Genomic DNA, 15,786 nt, shown 5'->3' on the forward strand with positions numbered 1-15,786 from the left:
CGCGCGGCAGACGACGGCGATGGCGACGACTACTCGACGTAGTCGATGTCTTCGAGGCGACCTTCGGCCTGCGCCTGCACCTCGCCGTTGCGGCCGTAGATCTGGGGCGATTCGACGCCGGTGACGACGATCATCGTCCGCATCATGCCTTCGAGTTCGTCGTCGACGGAGGTCCCCCAGATGATGCGCGCGTCGGGGTCGATGCGGTCGTAAATCTCCTCGACGACGCCCTCGGCTTCCTCGATGCTCATGTCGGAGCCGCCGGTGACGTTGACGAGCGCGGAGTTCGCGCCGGAGATGTCCACGTCGAGAAGCGGCGAGCGGAGGGCGGACTTGACGGACTCTTGGGCCTTGGACTCGGAGTCGGACTCGCCGAGACCGATCATGGCGACGCCGCCGCGCTCCATGACCGTCTTCACGTCGGCGAAGTCGAGATTGACGAGACCGGGCTTGGTGATGAGTTCGGTGATGCCCTTGACAGAGCGCATCAGCACCTCGTCGGAGACCTTGAACGCCTGGCGGACCGGGAGCTTCCCCACGGCGTCGAGCAGGCGGTCGTTCGGGACGACGATGACCGTGTCAGAAACGTCGCGGAGACGTTCGAGACCGGCTTCGGCGTTCGTTCGTCGCACCTCGCCTTCGGCCGTAAACGGCGTCGTGACGATGGCGATGGTGAGCGCGCCCGACTCGCGGGCCGCCTTGGCGACGACGGGGGCCGAGCCGGTGCCCGTGCCGCCGCCGAGACCGGCGGTGACGAACACCATGTCGGAGCCCTCGATGGCGTCGTAAATCTCTTCTTGGGATTCGAGGGCGGCCTCCTCGCCGACCTGCGGGAGCGACCCCGCCCCGCGGCCCTGGGTCTTCTGCTCGCCCATGAGAATCTTCGTGTCGGCCCCGATTTCCACGAGGTGTTGCACGTCGGTGTTGGCGGCGACGAGCTTCGCCCCCTTGATTCCCTCCTCGTGCATCCGGTTGACGGTGTTCCCACCGGCACCGCCGCACCCGACCACCGTGATGTTGGTCTGGAGGTCTTTGAGAACCGCTTTCAGTTCGTCGTCAGTCATCGTCCCGGACCGGTTGATGTTGGTCGAGCCGTCGACCTGAGCCGACTCATCCCCCATGTCCTCGGCCTCGGCCTCGTCAATTGCGTCGCCGACGATAGAGTCCATATTTATGGAGACGGTTTACGGAGGACGACTAATTATCTTTCCCCCTTCCGTCAGACATCTGTCCGACGAGCCGCCGATTCGTGCCGAAACGTGACATGTGAGCCCGCGGCACAGGACGGCTCACGGGCCGAAATCAGTCGGCCGCGCCCCGTCGGGGGTCACACCGTGAACTCGACGAGTCGCTCTTTCGATACGTCGTCGGGCGCGACAGTCTCGCCGTCAATCTCGACCGATTGCCCGGCCGAAAGCTTGCCGAACGCCGGTCCTTCCGGGACGCCGAACTCGCGTGCCGCGGCGGGGTCGAAGGCGCGTGTCGTCGCCGTGACCGCCCCGTCATCGCGGACGACGCTGTCGTATTTCTCGCGGAGCACGTCGCAGAGCCGTGACACGAGTTCGTCGTAGCCATCGCCCGCGACGGCGGCGCGCCCCACCGCGCGCGTCCCGCCCTCGGTCGTGTGGAAGGCGACGGTCGTCTCGCGGACCGCATCGAGCGCGGCGTCGAGGTCGATGCCCTGCGCCTCGCCGAGCAGGCCGTCGGGGAGCGAGACGACCGCGTAGTCGTCGGCGTCGATTCGCGCGCCGAAGCGGAGGCCCTCGTCGACCGCGGTGATGTCGGCTTCGAGGGCGGTGACGCGGTCGAGAGGGACGCCGGTGGTCTCGCGGACCCACGTCTCGGAGACGACCCGGAACCCCTCGGCTTCGAGGGCGGCCGCGAGGTCGTCACGGTCGCCGTCGACCAGCGCGAGGTCGGCCGCCGAGGCCTCGAAGGCCCGGCGGAGCACGTCGCGGTTGTTCTCGGGCGCGCCCATCGCCTTGAGTTGCCAGTCGGCGGCGATATGGCCGACGCGCCAGTCGGTCTCGCGGAGGACGCGCTCGAACCGCGGGGCGTAGTGGCCGCCGCCGAAGCCGACGAGCTGGCGGTCCGCGTCGGGCGCGACGCCCTCGATGTCGAGGACGGCCGCCGCGACCGCGCGGGCCCCCTCGGGGTCTTCCCACTGTGCTTCGTCGCTTCCGAGTTCGACAAACATCGAGGGGACCGTCGGCTCGGTCGGGCCGTGGTGGGTCGCCTCGATGCCGACTTCGTAGTCGTCGGGCGCGCGCTCGCGAAGCGCCTCGACGACGGCGCGCTGGGCGTTGGGACACGCGCGGGCGAACCGCGCCGGCTCGCCGCCGTAGTCGGCGGGACCGAAGTTCCCGGTGAAGTGCGCGGTCAGGAGCGCGCCGGTCTCGCCGGCGTGTCGGGAGACGACGACGAGGAAGTCGAGGTCGGCGTCGAACGCCTCGGCGGGGTCGTCGAGGTCGATGTGCAGGTCGTCGAACTCGCGGAGTTCGAAGCCGTCGCGGGAGAAGACGGTGCCGCCGCCGTCGGCGTCGGGTCGGTCCCCGTCGGTCCGTTCGTCCCAGTCGGCGAGTTCGAGCAGGTGCTCGCCGATGTGAACCGATGCGCTGTCGGCGCGGCTGACGACGATTCCAATCACGATACGAGGGTCGCCGAGGTCGGCGAAAAGGGCGTCGGAAGCGGCGAGGGGGGCCGGTCAGTCTTCGACCGCGGCCGGGACCTCGTTCGCGCTGTAGTCGCCGCGAACGCGCCGGACGGAGAGCTTGGCGACCGTCGCGAGTTGCTTGCGTCGCCGGACGAAAAGCGCCGTCCCGACGACCAGATAGACGACCGAGAAGCCGATGAGCGAGGTCGGACCGTCGAAGGTGACCGCGCCGAGCCCCGGAATCGGGAGCGTGAGCGCCAGGCCGGTGACGGAGTAGACGAACTGCGCCAAGAAGAGCCCGAGCAAGGCGACCGCCTCGCGGAGGCTGATGGAGAACGTGATGAGGATGGCGATGGCGAAGTAGCTCTGGGCGGCCGTCAGCCAGAGTTCGCCCATCTGGTGGGTGTCGAGCGGGAGCGGACCGTAGTAGCCGAGCGACAGGCTGTAGACGAGCACGAGCGTCCCGATGAGGAGCGTCCACTGGTTGAGCTTCGAGGAGATGAGCGCGTTGAAGCCGGCGGTCGACCGCGCCTTGTTGACGAGGTAGGCCACGACGATGAGTTCGGGGCTCTCGCTCGCCAGCGGCGCGACCCACTGAATCATCAGGAACGACGGGATGCCGACCGACTTCCCGAGGGCTTCGAGGCCGTGGGCGAACGGCTCGACGGCGACGAGGATGACGATACCCGAGAAGACGAACAGCGCGAGCGTCGTGGCGATGCGCCTGCGTTTCGGATACGACTGGAGGTAGGCGGGCACGCCGATTTGCTCTTCGTCCTCGTGCGGCGAGTTCATCGCCACGAAGATGTACGCGACGTAGAGGCCGACGAGGACGAACATATCGACCGCGCCGATGCCCGCACCGAGCGGGACGAAGAAGGCGAACACGGTCGCAGCGAAGAGGAACAGAATCTCCGTCGCGATGCCGTGGTCGAGTCGGACCACGTCCGCGAGGAAGCCGGGGCGGGACTCGACCGCCTCGTCGCCGGTGTCGCGGGCGCGGTAGACGGTGAAGAGGGCGATTGCGGACCAGCCGATGCCGATGAGGATGCGGTTCGCGCCGGTCATGTTGGCGACGGCGAGGCTCGCGGCCTCGGCCGACTCGGGAGAGCCGGGGTTGATGCCGGCCTCCCACGCGTAGAGGGCGTCCACCGCGTACTCCGGGGCGACCGCGAGCACCGCGAGGATGGCGAGCGCGAACGCCCGCGGCACGTCGGCCTCGGCGGTCTCCGCGCCCCACGCGAGGAGGAACGAGGCCCCGATAACGGCGATACCGCAGAGGGCGACGGTGACGCCGGTCGTGAGGTCAACGCCGAACACCGTGTGGAGGCCCAGCCACGGGACCGTCAGGAGCGCGGCCCCGAACACCGCGGTCAGCGGATGACTGAGTCGTTGTCCGACCATCGTGGCTACAAGAGCGGAGCCGAAGCGGTTGCTCTTGTGTTTCACAATCTCCCGAAACGGGAGCGAGGTGCGGACGAGTCGCCCGGCGGGGCGTTAGGGAAGGATGAGCCAGAAGAACACGAGATAGCCGACGACGAGGATGCCGCCGTCGAGACGGGACACGTTGCGGTTGCGGAGCATCAGCGCGATGACACCGAATGTGAACACGAGGAGCGCCGGGAAGTCCAAGGAGATGGTGCTCGCGGGGACGTTCACGGGGACCATGATGGCGAGGATGCCGAGGACGGCGACGACGTTGTAGATGTTGGAGCCGACGACGTTGCCGATGCTGAACTCCGACTCGCCGCGGACCGCGCTGATGACGGACGCCGCGAGTTCCGGCAGGGAAGTACCGAACGCGAGGACGGTCAACCCGATGAATCGAGTGCTGAAGCCGTACGCCTCCAGCAGGCCCTTTCCGCCCTGAATGAGCCAGTTCGAGCCGATGAACAGGAGGAGCAGGCCGAGACCGAGGTAGAGCACGTCCTTGAACTGCGCCGACACCTCGTCTTCGTCCTCGATGTCGAGTTCGTCCGCGCCGAGGGCGTCTGCCGTCGCCGACCGGGCGCGGTAGAGCAGGTAACCCGTGAACGCGACGAGGATGAGCAGGAGGACGCCGCCGTCGATGGCGCTGAGGTTCCCGTCCATCCCGAGGGCGACGAGCGCGACCGCCGCGGCAATCATGAACGGAACGTGTCGGCGGAGCGTCGTGGTCGAGACGCCCATCGGCTGGATGAGCGCCGAGATGCCGAGGACGAGGCCGATGTTGGCGATGTTCGAGCCGACGATGGCACCGAGGCCGAGGTCGGCGCTGTAGCCAAGCCCGCTCAGGACCGCGACGAAGAGTTCGGGGGTGGTCGTCGCGAACGCGACGATGGTCACACCGACGATGGCCGCCCGGAGACCGAGGCCGATGGCGAGTCGAGACGCGCCCTCGACGAGCGCCTCGGCCCCGAGATAGAGCGCGACGATACCCGCCACGAGGAGCGCGGTATCGAAGGAGAGCAGGGTTGCGAGTGCCGACATACGCGGGAGTAGACCAACGGGGGACTAAAAGCGCGCCGGTACACCACGAGTCAGCGACAATCTATCATGGGAGAGCGAAGTGGGTCGAAACCCGCACCGCGCGGCCGTCGAGTCCCGGCGGAATCCGACGCGGGCGGGCGAGTTATATCGCCGGCAGGACACCTCCCGCCCATGCAAGTCTACGGTCTCGTCGGCAACCCGGTCGGCCACTCGCTGTCGCCGCCGATGCACGAGGCGGCCTACGAGGAAACCGGTCTCGACGCCAGATACGTCACGTTCGAACCCGCACGCGACGACATCGCAGCGGCCGTCGACGGCGCGGACGCCCTCGGCGTCTCGGGGCTGAACGTCACCATCCCGTTCAAACAGGACGTGCTCGAACTGGTCGACCCCGACCCGCTCGCAGAGCGCATCGGCGCGGTCAACACGGTCGATTTCGGCGGGGAGACGCCGACGGGCTACAACACCGACGCGGCGGGCGTCACCCGGTCGTTCGAACGCCACGGCGTCGAACTCGACGGGAAAGACGCCGTGGTCGTCGGTGCCGGCGGGGCGGGGCGGGCCGCCGCGTTCGCCCTCGCCGACGCCGGCGCGTCGGTCCACGTCGCCAACCGGACCGCCGAGACCGCGGTCGAACTCGCCGAGGCCGTCCCCGGCGCGACCGGCGGCGGACTGGACACGCTCGACCGGATTCGAGAGGCGGACGTCCTCCTCAACGCGACTAGCGTCGGGATGGAATCGCCCGACGAGACGCCCGTTTCGGCGGAGTACCTCCACGGCGACCTCGCGGTGCTCGATGCGGTCTACACGCCGCTGGAGACCCGACTCCTCCGCGAGGCGGCCGCGGCCGGCGCGGTCACCATCGACGGCGCGTGGATGCTCCTCCTGCAGGGCGTCGAAGCCTTCGAACTGTGGACCGGCCGCGACGCGCCCGTCGAGGCGATGAACGCCGCGCTCCGGAGTCACCTCGAAAGCGACTGAGGCCGCTGGTTTTTAAATAACGGGATTGCATAGGAGAAGGTAACATGGGCTTGCTTGACACTATTTCGTCGCTCTGGAAATCCCTCGTTGGTGGCGACTCGTCGTCCTCCTCGAAGGAGGGACGTGACGACACGGCGACCGTTACGGTCGAACGCGACACCAGAACCGAGCGCGAGGAACCGGACACCGAGACCGAGGCCGCGGTGAAGGAGCCGGTCGAGGAGACGGAATCGGCGGACGAGACGGCGGACGAAGAGACCGACGACGCGGTCGAAGACGAAGCCGACGCGGAGTCCCAAGCGGACGACGACGACACCCGCGACGACGCCGAGGTGGCGGCCGACGCCATCGAGGAAGCCGAACCCGAGGACGAAGAAGCCGAACCGGAGCCTGAGTCCGAGCCCGAGGCCGAAGACGAATCCGGCGAACCCGAGGCCGAGGACGAACCGGAGGTCGACGACGAACCCGAACTCGAAGACGAGGACGAAGACGAGTCTGAACCCGACGAATCCGACGCCGAAGAAGCGGACGAAGAAGACGCCGAGGAACCGGACGAGGAATCCGACGAAGCCGACGAGGAACCGGAAGATGAAGACGAAACGGCCGACGAGTCGACCGCCGACCCCGACGCGCCGACCGTCGATACGATTCGCGGCATCGGTCCGGCGTACGCCGAGCGCCTCTCCGAAATCGGTATCGAGACCATCGCGGACCTCGCGGCGGCCGACGCCGACGAGGTCGGCGACGAAATCGACGTGTCGCCGAAGCGCGTCCAGCGCTGGATCGACCGCGCCGGCGACGCGTAACCGACGCGCGCCTCGGGCGACCGACGCGGCTTTTCTCCCGACTGACGACCGCTTTCGACACCTCGTAGATACGTCGCGAAACCGTTTACACGGCGGACGGACTGGTGTGGGTAATGACCGCATTGACCGTCGTCACCGACCGCGACGACTTTCGCGCGACCGCCGCGGTCGCGTCTGCCGGCGCGCGCGTCCCCGTCGAGGTCCGCGTCGCCGTCTCGGACCCCTTCGACGCCTACCGACGCGCCCGTTGGGGCTCCGGCGGCTTCTTCTACGAGACGACCGGCGGGCAACCCGGCTGGGGTGCCTTCGGCGTCGACCCCGCGGAGCGCCTGACCGCTGACGACCCGACCGACGACGACTGGGGCGAACCCGGCGTCGACCCCGCGCCGAGCCTCGCCGCGCTCGAATCCCTCGTCGACTCGGAGACGCTCGTCCGCGGCGACTGCGACGTGCCGTACCCCTGCGGCCTGTTCGGCTGGCTCTCGTACGACGCGGCCCGCGAACTCGAATCGCTCCCCGAGCAGACGACCGACGACCGGGGGCTCCCACACCTGCAACTCGGCCTGTACGACCTCGTGGCGTCGTGGGAGGAACCCCGACCCGACGACGGCGAGACGACGCTCCGCGTCACCTGCTGTCCCGCCGTCGAGGCCGACGCGGACCTCGACGCCGTCTACGACGAGGCGCGAGGACGAGCGAGCGACCTCGCCGTCGAAGCGGTCGAGGGCGACCCCGCGCCGGTCTCCGCGCCCGTCGAGGCCGACGAGGCGACGTTCGAGAGCGCCTGCGGCCGGGAGGCGTTCGCCGACCGCGTCCGCGCCGCGAAGAGGTACGTCCGCGACGGCGACACGTTTCAGGCGAACCTCTCGCAGCGACTCGTCGCGCCCGCCGCGGTCCACCCGGTGGACGCCTACGCGGCGCTCCGTGAGGTCAACCCCGCGCCGTACTCGGGTCTTCTCGAACTCCCCGGCGTCGACCTCGTGAGCGCCAGCCCCGAACTCCTCTTGCGCGTCGAGGGCGACCGCCTCGTCACCGAACCCATCGCCGGCACCCGCCCGCGGGGAGCGACGCCCGAGGAGGACGACGCGCTGGAGGCCGACCTGACGACCGACGAGAAAGAGCGCGCCGAGCACGCGATGCTCGTCGACCTCGAACGCAACGACCTCGGAAAGGTCTCCGAGTACGGGTCGGTCGAGGTGACGGAGTACCGCCGGGTAGACCGCTACTCGGAGGTGATGCACCTCGTCTCGCTGGTCGAGGGGACCCGGCGCGAGGGGACCAGCCTCGCCGACGCCATCGCCGCGGTGTTCCCCGGCGGGACCATCACGGGCGCGCCGAAGCCCCGGACGATGGAGATAATCGACGAACTCGAAGCCACCCGGCGCGGCCCCTACACCGGGAGCATGTTCGCCGTCGGCTTCGACGACCGCGCGGTGCTGAACATCATCATCCGGACGCTCGTCCGCTTCGGAGACGAGTACCACCTCCGCGTCGGCGCGGGCATCGTCCACGATTCGGACCCCCAACGCGAGTACGACGAGACGCTGGCGAAGGCGCGGGCGCTCATCACCGCCATCGACGAGGCGCTCGGCGAGCGCGCGAACATGACCGTGGGGGCGGAGCGATGACGCGTATCCTCGTCATCGACAACTACGACTCGTTCGCCTACAACCTCGTGCAGTACGTCGGCGAGGCGGTCACCGAGGCGCGGGGTGGAGACGAGAGCGCGGACGGGAGCAGTTCAGACGCTTCGGACGACGTGCTCGTCTACCGCAACGACGCGCTCTCGGCCGACGACATCCGCGACATCGACCCGGACGGCATCGTCGTCTCGCCCGGCCCCGGAACCCCCGCGGACGCCGGCGTCTCCGTCTCGGTCTTCCGCGACCTCGACTACCCGACGCTCGGCGTCTGCCTCGGCCACCAGTCGCTCTGTGCCGCCCTCGGGAGCCCCGTCGGCCACGCGCCCCACGTCGTCCACGGGAAACCGTCGCTCGTCGAACACGACGGCGCGGGGGTCTTTTCCGGGCTTCCAGACAGAATCGAAGTCGGCCGTTACCACTCGCTCGCGGTCGAACACGAGGACATTCCCCCCGAGTTGACGGTGACGGCTTACACGGTCACAGAGGGGTCCGAAACCGGCGGTTCCGATACTGACGAGGGAGACGAGCCCTCGGTCGTGATGGGCGTTCGCCACCGCGAGAAGCCCCACGTCGGCGTGCAGTTCCACCCCGAGAGCATCCTCACCGACTCGGGGAAGGACATCGTCCGCAACTTCGTCGCGCTCGCCGCGGGCGACGGCCCGGCGGCCGACGCGTGGGAGGGCGAGCGATGAGCGACGGCGGCGACAGCGGCGACGGCGACGACGAGAGTCGGTCGCTTCGCTACCACGTCGACGGCGAACTCGCCCCCGCCGAGTCGGCGTCGATTCCGGTCACCGACCGCGGCTTCCTCTACGGCGACGCGGCCTTCGAAACCCTCCGCGCCTACGGCGGTGAGGTGTTCCACTGGGACGCCCACGCCGACCGACTGGCCGAGACGTGCGACGCGCTCGGGATGGACCACGGCCTGTCAGACGACGACCTCCGCGCGCGAATCGACGAGACGCTGGCGGCGAACGACCTCGACGAGGCGTACGTCAGGCTCTCGGTCACCCGCGGCAGTCAGGGCGGCCGCCTCACGCCGGCCGAGGCGGTCGACCCCCGCGTCGTCGTCATCGTGGAACCGCTCTCTCGCGGCGGCCGCGGCTCCGACCCCGTGTGGGACGGCCCCGCGACGGTCCAGACGGTCAAGACCCGGCGCATCCCCGACCGGTCGCTTCCCGCGCGGGCGAAGACGCACAACTACCTCAACGGCATCCTCGCCCGCGTCGAACTCCGCGTCACCGGCGCGGACGAGGCGCTCATGCTCGACGCCGACGGCTACGTCACCGAGGGCGCGACGAGCAACCTCTTTTTCGTCGAGGACGACGCGCTCTGCACGCCGAGTCTCGACGGTCCCGTTCTCCCGGGCATCACCCGCCGCGTCGTCCTCGACCTCGCTCGACAGGAGGGCATCCCGATTCGGGAACGACGCTTCACGCCGGACGACGTGCGCGGCGCGAACGAGGCGTTCCTCACGAACTCGACGTGGGAACTCCGGCCGGTCGAGACGGTCGACGGCATCCAAGTGGGCGATGGGCCAGTAACGAAACTGCTCTCGCGACTCTACGACGACTACGTGGAGCGACGCCACTACGGCGACGACAACGGAGACAGCGACGATGGCGGCGACGACGACGGCGAGAACTGAGTCGCCGCGCTGCGCCCGCCGTCAGAACTCGACGTTCGAACTCGAACTCCGGTCGGCGGGGTCGGTCTCGATTTCGCCCTGCCCGACGTAGTCGAACTCGTCGTCCGAGAGGAAGACGTGGTCGCCGTCGACCGTGATATCGAGGTCGTCGAGCACCGCGCCCTCGCAGGGACCGTAGTTGCAGTAGCCCGTGTCGGCCTCGAAGTACGCGCCGTGGTTCTGGCAGATGACCTCGCCGTTGCGCATCGGCGCGCCCGACCCCTTGTCGAGTTTGATGTGCGTCAAGTGCATGCAGTAGTTCAGCCAGCCTTGGATGCCGTCGTCGGTGCGCACGAGGATGGCCTCGCGCTCCTCGGCGTCGGCGTCGTCGGCCGCGCGGACCCGAAAGAGAAAGGTCGTGTCGTCGGGCACGTCGCCCACCGCGCAGATTCGTTCGAGGTCGCTCATTGTGCTCTCGTTGGGTCGGGGTCGAAAATCTCCTTCGAAAGCGGTCAGTACAGTCCCGTGTCTAAACCGCGCGACGAGTCACCACCGACCCACAGCAACCACCCAGCATGCAGGAGAACAGTCACGGCGGCCACACACAGCGGCGCAGCAATGAACAGGGCGATTGCCACGGCTGCCCCCGGTGGCAGCGGCGCATCCGACGAGCGGTCTACGAGAACGAGCGGAACGACTGGTGCCGCGAGTGCGGAGAGCGTTGCGACCGTCCGAAAGACGCCGTTGACGAGACTCTCTCGGTCGTCCAGCGCGTCGATTTTTCGACGCCGAAGCAGATGCCACCCGTCGCCGAGAGCGTGCGCGACGAGAAAAACCCAGAGCGCAATGAGCGAGAACAGGGCAGGCCCCCACAGCCACCCGGCTCCGGAAGGTGCGGAGAGCCCCGTCTCCGAGAACAGAACAAACGGAACCACCCCTATGGCGAGAAACACGACGGCGAGGACGACCTCGATGGCGAAAATCCGAGGGAATGGGGTAAGACGTGTCAGAGAGGGCATGGGTGGTGCAAAGCGGCAGGGTCGATACAGGTGGTACTGGAGACAACTGAATAAATTTTGTCGGCGAAGTATAACGTTCGAGACGCGCTGCTTGGAGTGTCGTTTTCAGGAGAATAGCGGGAGGTAGATTTGAACGACGCGACTCTCGCTTCGCTCGAGTCTCTAGTTCAAACTACCTGTTGCGATTACCACGGAAAACGGGCCGCCGCAGCGCGATAAACCGCGCTGCTTGGGGTGTAGTTTTCAGGAGAATAGCGGGAGGTAGAGTTGAACCCCGGTCGCTGACGCTCCCCGGTTCAAATCTACTGCGCTATGAGGCTGACCTCGTGGGTCGCGCCGAGCCGAGACTCGGCGCTCAGGAGTTGAGGTCAGCAAAACCATAGCGGGAGGTAGATTTGAACTACCGATCTCCGGGTTATGAGCCCGGCGGAATCTCCTGGCTATCCCATCCCGCTGAATCAACAAACGAGTCTGCTATTGTTAAGACTTCTGTTTCGACCGCTGTGTGTCAATTTTCACCGTGAGTCGCGCTGACTCGAACGGGCCGCGATGCGCCACGTGAACAGGCTCTCGGCGACGTAGTTCAGGAGCATCGACGCGCCGATAGCGAGGGGGAGTGGGATGAGTTCCCAGAGGTCGATACCGGCGACCGGAATCGACAGCGGCACCTCGCCGAGCGCCCGGACGACGAGCACCTGCACGAGCAGGCCGCCGCTCCGCACGAGGTTCGACTTCACGAAGCGCCGCACCTTCGCGGTGAGGAGGTCCGAGCCCGCGCCCGCGAACGTCCAGCGGTCGTTGATGACGAACATGATGATGATTGCGAGCTCCGCGCCGGCGAGCTTCGCGAGTTCGTTGGCGACGCCGAAAAAGACGATGAGGAGACTGCTCAGAGAGAGGTCGAACACCGCGCCGACCGCGCCCACGGAGGCGAACTTGCCGAAGCGGGTGCCGGAGACGAGCGCCGAGAGCCGGTCAGTCATCCGTGACCTCCGCCGAGAACTGCTCGACGAGGGTCCGCTCGTCGTTCCGAGCGTCGATGAGTTCGTGGAGGCGGTCCTCGCGAATCGTCCGGGCGCGGTGGCGCGACCGGAGCAGCCCGCGGGCCATCTTGAGCGTCGTATCGACCGGCGAGACCGTCGAGTTGGGCTGGTCCTCCCAGACGACCGGCACCTCGGCCACGCGGTGGCCGAACGCGCCCGAGACGGCGATGAGTTCGATGTCCCACGCGAACCCCGGCTCGTACAGGTGGGTCCGAACGTCGTTCCACGCCGCGGCGGTGATGGCCTTCGCGCCGCACTGGTAGTCGTACAGCGGGACTTCGGTCAGGTGGCGAGCCAGCCACGCGAAGCCGTCGCCGAGGTAGCGCCGGGCGACCGTCTGGTGGGAGGCGACGGTCGCGTTCGGGTGGCGGCGCGACCCCACGGCGAGGTCGGAGCCGTCGCGGACGGCGGCGACGACGTCGGCCATCGACGCGGCCGGGGTGCTCCCGTCGGCGTCGGCGAACGCGAGGATGTCCGTGCGGAGCGACTCGAACCCGGCGGTGATGGCCGCGCCCTTGCCGCGGCGGGCGTCGACCGGGTTCACGTGGGCGACGGCGGGGAGGGCGTCGAGGGCGTCGAGCGTCTCGGGTCGCGGCGCGTCGAGTTCGACGCGGACCACCTCGGGGTCCAGCGCCTCGACGAGGGCGTGGACGTAGGGGACCAGACGCTCTGGGTCGGGTCGATAGGCGGGGACCACCATCCCGACAGACTGCGACATGCACGACCATTCACTCAATGGGGTAAAAAGCGAACCGCTCTGGGCGCACCGGCCATCACAAAACGTATTGCACCCGCGGCGCAGTCATCGGACAGATGGAGTACGCCCTCGTGGTCCGGTGGTTGCTGCTGTTCGCGGCCCTCTGGGCGGTCGCCCTTCCCCTCTCGACCCGCCTGTTCCGACGCCTTCCCGGTCGCGGTGCCGGACTCGCCCTCCCCGTCTCGCTCGTCGCGTTGACCCTCCCGGCCTACTACGTCGGCCACCTCTCGTTCGGCCCCGTCGCCCTCGTCGCTGGCGTCGGGTCGCTCCTCGTCACGTCCGCGGTCGCGGGGCTCGACCTCGGTGCGCTCCGCCGCGGCGACCTCCGACTCGCGCCCGACCTCGACATCGACCGGCGCGCCGTCGCCGACGCGGCCGCGGTGTTCCTCGTCGCCTTCCTGTTCGCGGTCTCGCTCCGGGCGCTCGACCCGTCGGTCCACGCCGGCGGCGGCGAGAAGTTCCTCGACTTCGGCCTTCTCCAGTCGCTCGCTCGCGCGTCGGTCCTCCCGCCGGAGGACATGTGGTTCGCCGGCGAACCGGTCCGCTACTACTACGGCGGCCACCTCGTGTCGATTCTCCTCGCGCGGCTCACCGCCACCGACCCGTCGTTCGCCTACAACCTCGCGCTCGCCGGCTTCTTCGGGGTCCTCGTCACCGCGGCGTTCGAACTCGGACGCGGCGTCGCGGCCGCCGCGGGCGCGAACGGTCGAATCGCCGGCCTGCTCTCGGCGTTCTTCGTCGGCTTCGCCAGCAACCTCGTCACCGCGGGGCGGTTCGCCCTCGCCGCGCTCCCCGAGGGACTGCGCCGGCCCGTCGCGCAGGCTGTCGCCGAACGGTCGCAGTACACCGTCGAGCAGGTGCTCGCCGGGGCCTCGAACTTCTCGTACTGGAGCGCGAGCCGCGTGATTCCGGGCACCATCAACGAGTTCCCGCTTTTCGCGTGGCTCAACGGCGACCTCCACGCCCACATGATGGGCACGCCGTTTCTGCTCCTCGCGGCCGGCCTCGCCTTCGCGTACTTCCGGACGCCGGAGGAAGCGGTCGGGGAGCGCCGCCTCCTCGTCGCCGCGACGACGCTCGTCGGCGCGCTCCAAGTCGTCATCGACACGTGGAGCTTCCCCTCGGTGTTCGGCGTGCTGTTCCTCGGGATGGTTTTCGCACCCGCGCGCCCGTGGACGTTGTTTCCGGGCCGAGAGCGCGTTCGCTCGGCCGTCGGCGACAACCCAGTCGCCGGCGAACTCGCTCGTCTCGGTGGCACGATTGCGGCCGTCGGCCTCGCCGGCGTCGTCGCGGCCGTCCTCGCCAGCCCGTTCCTCCTCGGCGCGGTCGCGGGCGGGGGAAGCGCCCGGACGGTCGAGATTCTCGCGCCCGACCAGCGAAGTGGGTTCGGCGTGCTGGCGCTCGTCCACGGGGCGTTCCTCGCGGCGTTCGCGGGCTACTACGTCCGTCGCCTCGGGGCGCAGGACGGGCTCGGCGGGCGCGAGTGGGCCGTGCTCCTCGGGAGCTTCGCGGCGCTGACCGTCGTCGCGGCCGTCCACTCGTTCGCCGCGCTCGCGCTCGTCGCCCCCCTCGTCGCCGTCGGCTGGGTGCTCCTCCGGTTCGCCGACGACCCGCGGTTCGAGACGGTGCTCGTCGTCGCCGGCGCGGGCCTCGTGACGCTCGTCGAATTCGTCTACGTGAACGAGCAGGCCGGGCCCGGTCGGATGAACACGGTGTTCAAGACGTACATGCAGGTCTGGGTGCTCTGGGGGAGCGCGATGGGGGCCGTGTTGGCCGGCTTCGTCGGCGACGCGGTCGCCGCGAGCGACGTGTCGCTTCCGAAGGTCGACCTCAGCGTCCGCGGGAGCGCGGTCAGCGCCGTCGGCGTCGCCTTCGTCGTCTTACTCGTCGCCTCCACCTCGGTGTACGGCGGACTGGCCGTCGCCGACCACGCGGACACCCCTCGACAGGAGGAGACGCTGGACGCGACGGCCTTCGCGGAATGGTGGCACGGAGACGAGTCGGCCGCCATCACGTGGCTCGACGAGACCGTCGAGGGCAACCCGACGATGCTCACCGCGCCGGGGACGACGTGGTCCGCGACCGTGAGCGACGAGCGCGAGACCGTCATGTACGGCTGGCGCGGGAACCCCGAGTCGAGCTTGACGGGCGTGCCGACGGTCGCCGGCTGGGCGCACGAGGTCGGCTACCGCGGCCCCGACGCGTACTACGACCGCGTGCGCGACGTGGACGCGATGTACGTCGGCAACGAGTCGACGCGGGCGCGGCTCATCGAGCAGTACGACGTGCAGTACGTGTGGGTCGGACCGGGCGAGCGCGCTCGCTACGGGGAGATAGAGACGGACGTGGCGTGGCTGACGCCGGTCCACCGGTCGGGGTCGGTCGTGGTCTACGAGGTAGAAGAAGCGAGACTACCTTAGGCCGCGCCGCGCTCGCGAACGACCTCGACGGCCTCGGCGTCGACGCCCTCGGTGTCGAGCCAGTGCGGGACGAACTCGCGCTTTTCGAACGCCTCGCGCTCGTCTTCGGTGCCGACGGTGCACCACAGCTGGACGCGGTCGGGGCCGTGCCAGTCGCCCTGTCGGTCGACGGAAAACAGGACGTACTCCTCGCCGTCGTACTCGATGACGCCGTCGCGGCGGACGCCGGGGTCGCCGTGGATGATGAGCTTCTTCATGTGCCGGGATTGGCACAGTCACCGCTTAACCGCTTCGGCTTCGGGCGTGCGGCGCGCGGCGGGGGAACCGCGGGCGGTGCAGTCACCGTGGCCTGCCCACACGTGACACGG

The 15,786-nt window shown here is 68.8% G+C and carries 15 protein-coding genes and 1 tRNA gene; 6 read left to right on the forward strand and 10 right to left on the reverse strand.

Annotation, left to right across the window (positions count from 1 at the left end; translation table 11 throughout):
- Positions 1–29 precede the first annotated feature (29 nt).
- The 4 genes from ftsZ to AUR65_RS17700 form a co-directional block, all read right to left on the reverse strand.
- Positions 30–1,169 carry a cell division protein FtsZ gene (ftsZ, locus tag AUR65_RS17685; RefSeq protein ID WP_058568441.1) on the reverse strand — a complete coding sequence of 380 codons (1,140 nt, stop codon included), beginning with the start codon at positions 1,167–1,169 and terminating at the stop codon, positions 30–32.
- 158 nt (positions 1,170–1,327) lie between these two features.
- Positions 1,328–2,647 carry a D-aminoacyl-tRNA deacylase gene (locus AUR65_RS17690; protein WP_058568442.1) on the reverse strand — a complete coding sequence of 440 codons (1,320 nt, stop codon included), beginning with the start codon at positions 2,645–2,647 and terminating at the stop codon, positions 1,328–1,330.
- A gap of 57 nt (positions 2,648–2,704) precedes the next feature.
- Entirely contained in the window at positions 2,705–4,021 is a 1,317-nt protein-coding gene (locus AUR65_RS17695; RefSeq protein WP_058568730.1) for a sodium:calcium antiporter, read from the reverse strand.
- A gap of 129 nt (positions 4,022–4,150) precedes the next feature.
- The gene (locus tag AUR65_RS17700) at positions 4,151–5,122 is read right to left on the reverse strand and encodes a calcium/sodium antiporter (RefSeq protein ID WP_058568443.1); all 972 of its coding nucleotides are present in this window, start codon (positions 5,120–5,122) and stop codon (positions 4,151–4,153) included.
- Positions 5,123–5,293: 171 nt separating this feature from the next.
- On the opposite strand from AUR65_RS17700, the gene AUR65_RS17705 reads away from it, so the two are divergent.
- From AUR65_RS17705 to AUR65_RS17725, 5 genes are all read left to right on the forward strand, one after another.
- Complete coding sequence (locus tag AUR65_RS17705; protein ID WP_058568444.1) at positions 5,294–6,103, forward strand: shikimate dehydrogenase; 810 nt, start codon at positions 5,294–5,296, stop codon at positions 6,101–6,103.
- A gap of 44 nt (positions 6,104–6,147) precedes the next feature.
- Positions 6,148–6,909 carry a helix-hairpin-helix domain-containing protein gene (locus AUR65_RS17710; RefSeq protein ID WP_058568445.1) on the forward strand — a complete coding sequence of 254 codons (762 nt, stop codon included), beginning with the start codon at positions 6,148–6,150 and terminating at the stop codon, positions 6,907–6,909.
- Between the two features lie 113 nt (positions 6,910–7,022).
- Positions 7,023–8,537, forward strand: a complete 1,515-nt coding sequence (gene pabB, locus AUR65_RS17715; protein ID WP_058568446.1) for an aminodeoxychorismate synthase, component I — start codon at positions 7,023–7,025, stop codon at positions 8,535–8,537.
- Positions 8,534–9,244 (forward strand): anthranilate synthase component II, encoded by a 711-nt coding sequence (locus AUR65_RS17720; protein ID WP_058568447.1) that lies wholly within the window; start codon positions 8,534–8,536, stop codon positions 9,242–9,244. Before pabB ends, AUR65_RS17720 begins: the two co-directional genes overlap by 4 nt.
- Positions 9,241–10,200: an aminotransferase class IV gene (locus tag AUR65_RS17725; RefSeq protein ID WP_058568448.1), complete on the forward strand. Its 960-nt coding sequence runs from the start codon at positions 9,241–9,243 to the stop codon at positions 10,198–10,200. The genes AUR65_RS17720 and AUR65_RS17725 overlap by 4 nt, the downstream gene beginning before the upstream one ends.
- 21 nt (positions 10,201–10,221) lie before the next feature.
- Here the strand turns inward: AUR65_RS17725 and AUR65_RS17730 are convergent, their stop codons facing one another.
- From AUR65_RS17730 to AUR65_RS17750, 5 genes are all read right to left on the reverse strand, one after another.
- Positions 10,222–10,647, reverse strand: a complete 426-nt coding sequence (locus AUR65_RS17730; protein ID WP_004064939.1) for a Rieske (2Fe-2S) protein — start codon at positions 10,645–10,647, stop codon at positions 10,222–10,224.
- Positions 10,648–10,691: 44 nt separating this feature from the next.
- The gene (locus AUR65_RS17735) at positions 10,692–11,198 is read right to left on the reverse strand and encodes a hypothetical protein (RefSeq protein ID WP_058568449.1); all 507 of its coding nucleotides are present in this window, start codon (positions 11,196–11,198) and stop codon (positions 10,692–10,694) included.
- Between the two features lie 380 nt (positions 11,199–11,578).
- A tRNA-Met gene (locus AUR65_RS17740) sits at positions 11,579–11,653 on the reverse strand.
- A 60-nt stretch (positions 11,654–11,713) separates the two neighbouring features.
- Positions 11,714–12,181, reverse strand: coding sequence for a GtrA family protein (locus tag AUR65_RS17745; RefSeq protein ID WP_058568450.1), 468 nt, complete (start codon positions 12,179–12,181; stop codon positions 11,714–11,716).
- Entirely contained in the window at positions 12,174–12,959 is a 786-nt protein-coding gene (locus tag AUR65_RS17750) for a glycosyltransferase (protein ID WP_058568451.1), read from the reverse strand. Before AUR65_RS17750 ends, AUR65_RS17745 begins: the two co-directional genes overlap by 8 nt.
- A 95-nt stretch (positions 12,960–13,054) precedes the next feature.
- Here AUR65_RS17750 and AUR65_RS17755 point away from each other — a divergent pair, with 95 nt between their 5' ends.
- Positions 13,055–15,418, forward strand: a complete 2,364-nt coding sequence (locus AUR65_RS17755; protein ID WP_058568452.1) for a DUF2298 domain-containing protein — start codon at positions 13,055–13,057, stop codon at positions 15,416–15,418.
- Here AUR65_RS17755 and AUR65_RS17760 read toward each other — a convergent pair.
- The gene (locus AUR65_RS17760) at positions 15,415–15,675 is read right to left on the reverse strand and encodes an HAH_0734 family protein (RefSeq protein WP_058568453.1); all 261 of its coding nucleotides are present in this window, start codon (positions 15,673–15,675) and stop codon (positions 15,415–15,417) included. The genes AUR65_RS17755 and AUR65_RS17760 overlap by 4 nt on opposite strands.
- Between the last annotated feature and the right edge of the window lie 111 nt (positions 15,676–15,786).

Origin of the sequence: Haloferax marisrubri (assembly GCF_001469875.2) — an archaeon.
Taxonomy (GTDB): domain Archaea; phylum Halobacteriota; class Halobacteria; order Halobacteriales; family Haloferacaceae; genus Haloferax; species Haloferax marisrubri.